The organism is Calditrichota bacterium, assembly GCA_016867835.1.
Taxonomy (GTDB): Bacteria; Electryoneota; AABM5-125-24; order Hatepunaeales; family Hatepunaeaceae; genus VGIQ01.
In genome coordinates this window covers 1-4626 of the sequence record VGIQ01000159.1, presented here as the reverse complement: position 1 = coordinate 4626, position 4626 = coordinate 1, and the positions used below count along the sequence as shown (strand labels likewise).

General features: G+C 59.3%; 3 protein-coding genes. 1 reads left to right on the top strand and 2 read right to left on the bottom strand.

Annotated features, from left to right (window positions below):
• Positions 1-1302 (bottom strand): TldD/PmbA family protein (locus FJY67_11430; protein ID MBM3330059.1); only part of this gene is annotated, 1302 nt, incomplete at its 3' end.
• 80 nt (positions 1303-1382) lie between these two features.
• On the bottom strand, positions 1383-2726 hold the full coding sequence (locus FJY67_11425) for a TldD/PmbA family protein (GenBank protein MBM3330058.1): 1344 nt from the start codon (positions 2724-2726) through the stop codon (positions 1383-1385).
• A gap of 282 nt (positions 2727-3008) precedes the next feature.
• On the opposite strand from FJY67_11425, the gene FJY67_11420 reads away from it, so the two are divergent.
• On the top strand, positions 3009-4626 hold a 1618-nt coding region (locus tag FJY67_11420; GenBank protein MBM3330057.1), incomplete at its 3' end, for a carboxypeptidase regulatory-like domain-containing protein.

Below are 4626 nucleotides of genomic sequence, written 5' to 3'. Positions count from 1 at the left end.
ACTGCCCCAGAACTGCGGCGTAATGCCCTGGTAGTTGGCGTTGCGGTAGAGTTGTCCCTTCTTTCCGCCCTTGATCTCCCAAGCCGCTTCGACGCCGAATTGGAAATTGAGCCGCCACTGGTCGATGGACCATGACCGGTTCGTTTCGAGCCAAACGCCGCCATCGGTATCGGCCATCAGGTCGTCCAGTTCGTGGTCGCCGGGCATGAGACTTAAGTTAGTGATACGAACGATCGGGATGTTTGACCAGCCCATTGCCCGGTTATTGCCTGAAGACCGCGCGGCGTTAATCGTATGCGACAGTTCGCGATTGAACTGGTAGCCAACGAATTGTCCCTCCTTCACCAGATGCCACCGCTGCGCCCGGACGCCGTCATCGTCCCAGCCGACCGTCGCCAGCCCGCCCGGGACGGTCGAATCGCACACCAGATTGACCTGCGGTGAACCATACTGAAAGTTGTTCAATTTCTCTGTCGTCGCGAAAGACATACCGGCGTAGTTTGCTTCCATGCCTAACACCCGGTCGAGTTCGGTGGCATGTCCGACCGACTCGTGAATTTGCAAGCCCAACTGGCTTCCATCGATGATGACATCCCGGACGCCATAAGGCAGAACTGGAGCGGTCAGCAGCGCGATCGCTTCCTCGCGCACCCGGGCGGCGTTTTCGGCAAGGTGGAGACCCCGCACCAACTCGTAACCGAGCGACATATACTGCCCGCGAAATGAATTAGGGAACGACCGCGTCTGGACTTCGCCGTCGCCGACCGCAGTCGCCGCATAGCCCGCGCCCGACCGGATCAGCGTCTGGTCGATGAGCGATCCCTCCGACGTTGCCATCACCTGATGCTCGTTCCTGAACGATAGCGTCGCCTCGGCGTTTTTGATCCGTGCGTCGCGCCGGAGGATGCCGTCGATCTCATAGAGCAGTGCCAGTTTCTCCTCGAGCGGCACACCGAAGGGATCTTCGGCAACGGGCGTCTGCCAGGAATCGACAGCGATCGGCTCGGGCGCGAGGCGGACGTCTTCGCGCTTGAGACGCGCCGAGGCTTTGGCAACCCGGACCGCGAGCGCCGCGATGCGGTCGATCTCGGCGCCGGTTACGTTGGGAGCGCAAGCAAAGCCCCACGCGCCGTCGCAGATCACCCGGACGCCGAAGCCGAGGTCTTCCGAGAGATCGAGTTCTCCGATCCGCCCGTTTTGAACAGCGATCAGTTCTTCACGGGTTTCGATGATCCGGCAGTCGGCATAGGTGGCGCCGCGGGCCACTGCTGTATCGACCGCTTGCTCTGCAAGGGTTTTCAATGAGGTTCCTGAATTGTTGTCATCCGGGTTGGCCGGTTCCCGATCGGTGACAGGATCTAAGTCCTGTCCTGCTGATATTACTAATTCTCCGTCCCGCTTGTGAATGTCCAGTTACTCACTTTGATCGCTGGTGCCACCGTCCCGCCGCCGCCCCAGAAGGTCTCGGTCCGGTAGAGTTGTCGCGATAGCGCCTCGACGCTGTTTAACACATCGAGCACCGAGAGCGTGAAGCGCATGTTCTTCAATCCTCTCGTTACCTTTCCGCCCTCTATCAGGAACAGCCCGTCGCGGGTCATTCCGGTGATAGTCACCTTCATCGGGTCGAGCAAATTCGTATAGTGGAGCCGCGTTACGAGCAGACCACGGTCGGTCGAGGCGATCATCTCCTCAAGCGACGATTCGCCACCCTCCAGCACCATATTGAGCGGAAGTGGCCCATTGGAATCCGGTTGCGGAAGGGCGTGCCCGGTTGAGCCGGTACCTGCTTTGGCGCCGGTTGTCCGATCGTGGACAACGCCCATGAAGACGCCGTTCTCTATCAGTGGGACCGTCTGCCGCGGCATACCTTCGTAGTCGAACGGGTTGCCCGGAGTCAGGGGATGCCAGGCATCATCCTTAATAGTGACGTTTGTCCCGGCGACCTTTGTGCCAATCTTCCCGGTGAACGCACTCCGGCTTTCGACAAACGACTTTCCATTGAAAGCGTCCCACGCCAGAAAGAGCAGGAAATCTGCCACTGCCGCCGGTTCGAGAACAACAGTCCAGTCGCCCGGCTCAACGCGGGAGGGATTGCGGCTCGCAAGCGCCTTGTCCTTTGCCCGTCGGGCGACGTCGGTCACATCGAGCGCCGCCACGTCCGGGTCGGTCGCTTCAGCCCAGCCAGACGAGTCGTCGCTCATCGCCGAGAGCGAAAATGTCGCTCCGGTTCTCCGGTGACAAGCCCAGAGACCCCGGCTGTTGGCGATCGCGATCGTCGAGCCTCCGCTGGAGTATATCCCGGCGGCTTGAAGATCCGACTCCCGGCAAAGCGCGACGGCTTCCGCTACACCTACAACACGCTCCTCCGGGCTATATCCGAAAGTGCGGTCGTGATAGGTTGACTTATCGCTATAGGATTGCGGTTCGACCAGTGGGAGTAGATCGGGATCGGGTTGTGAAAAGCGAAGCGCCGACTGCGCCGTCGCAACACATCTTGCAATGCCTTCTTCGGTCAGGTTGCCGGTCGAGGCTTTTCCTATGCGCCCCTCCTCGAGTAGCCGTACGGTGAGCGACGCCCCGCCTTGCACGACATTTTGAGTGACTCGGTTTTCACCGAATCGGGTTAGCGCGCCTTCACTGCACGATAAAATCACTTCAGCCTCGGCTGGACCGGCAACAGCAAGCGCCTTCGAAGCGATTTCAAGAAGTTCACTTTCCGCGTACATTATTCCATCCCATCGTTTACGCTGCTCCTCCCCAGTTGCTATCAATTTAGGCAAGTGCCCCCGGCCAAGTCAACTACCTTCAGTAGTTGGATAGGCTTGTGCAATCGGGTCATCAAGCAGAGCAGGCAGTGATTATATCTCCACAATGCAGATAGACTTGACTCTTTAACTTGACGGACATAGATTTAAGGTTTGTAAAGGAATAGCCGGCTCACACCGGCTTGCTCTGTCAACCTCATAGGGTATCTTCGTTTCTATTATGCCCAACTGCCGGAGGCTGTGATGACCCGCCGCAACTTCAAACTGACACTCCTTTTGATCGCCTTTCTTCCTGTAACGCTGTCAGCGCAGCAGTTCGGGGAAGTCCTGAGCCAGTTCAACCTGCCTTTCACCCAGAATGGAGGACTGGCATGGGACGGCGAAATGATCTGGGGAGCCTGTCGTGCCGCTCCCTGCCGCCTCTATCGGATCGACCCCGCCGACAACTACCGCGTGGTGCTGAACGTCGCCATCCAGCAGGCTGGCAACGCACCCGATGCCATCGGGATGGGTTTCGATCCGACGACCGGGCTTATTTGGGTCAACCAGTGGATGGGCGGCGATCAGCGGAGCATTGCCTGCCTCTATGACATGGAGGGCCGTCAGGTGCGACAGGTGCAATTGCCCCGCGGTGGACACTGGGACTTCGCCTTCGACGGCGACATCGTCTATGGCAGTTCCGAAGATGCTGGCGGCGAAGGCAATGCCAACGCCTATCGCATCTACCAGTTGAACCGGGACGGACAGGCGGTTCGTGAAGGTCCCAACCTCCGTACCAACGCCAACCATGGCCGGATGCTCTCGCTCGCTCACGTTCCGGCGCATGCCGACGGGCAGTTCTGGCTGATGTCTCAGTCTTTCATCTCCCAATTCCGCATCGACTGGGAGAATAACCGAGCGGAACGCGTCCGGGAGTTTCAATCCCGAAATGACTTCCCGCATCAAGGCCTCACCCACAACGGCTTCAACCTGATCGCCGGTGGCAACTGGGGTCAAAATGTCGCCTACATCTACCATGACGGTCAGGCCGAGCAGTATGGTGTGCTCGGATTGGAAGTGGATGCCATCGAGTATGGACCGGTAGCGCGTGATGATGACGTCGAGTTCATTCTGGTCGTGAGTAACCTCGCAGAGCAGCAGGATGAAATCCATCGCCTGACTGTTGCCATTGCCGACATTGGCGACGGTCCGGACTGGATTTCATTCGAAGATGAACAGTGGATCATCGAAGCAGGTGAAGCAGCTGAAGTTCGGATCGTTGCAGCAACCGCCGATCTCGAATTCGGCGAATACTCTCGCACCATCGTCATCACTTCCAATGACCCCCGTCGGAGGCTGGTCGAACTCCCCGCACACATCTTCGTCGTCGACGGCTTCGGCAGCCTAAGCGGGCGTGTAACCGACCCGGCCGATAACGATCAACCCATCGAAGGCGTCTTGCTCGTGGCGCGTCACTTTGGACATTCGGCAATAACCGACCAGGATGGGCGCTACTCCTTCGAGCGTTTGCCGGCCTGGGAGTATGAGTTTGATCTGACCCGGGAAGACTATCTCCCCCAGTATCACCGAATTGCAGTAGGAGCCGGGGAGGACGTTGAACTCGACTTTGCGCTCCTTCACAGCCGGCTGGTGCCGGACCCGGATGCGGTGGTGAGGTCTATCGCACCGGACGACCGTCTCGAGGTCGCCCTGACCCTCGACAACCCCGGCAACGGACCCCTCACCTGGTCCGCGGTCCGCCAGTTCCCCGGAGCCGACGCCGACCCCTGGGACCTCCGCCGCTCCCTCAACGTCGGCGCGGCCCTCAACGACGACCGCATCGAAGGCGCGCTCTTCATCGATGATCACTTCTACCTCGCCG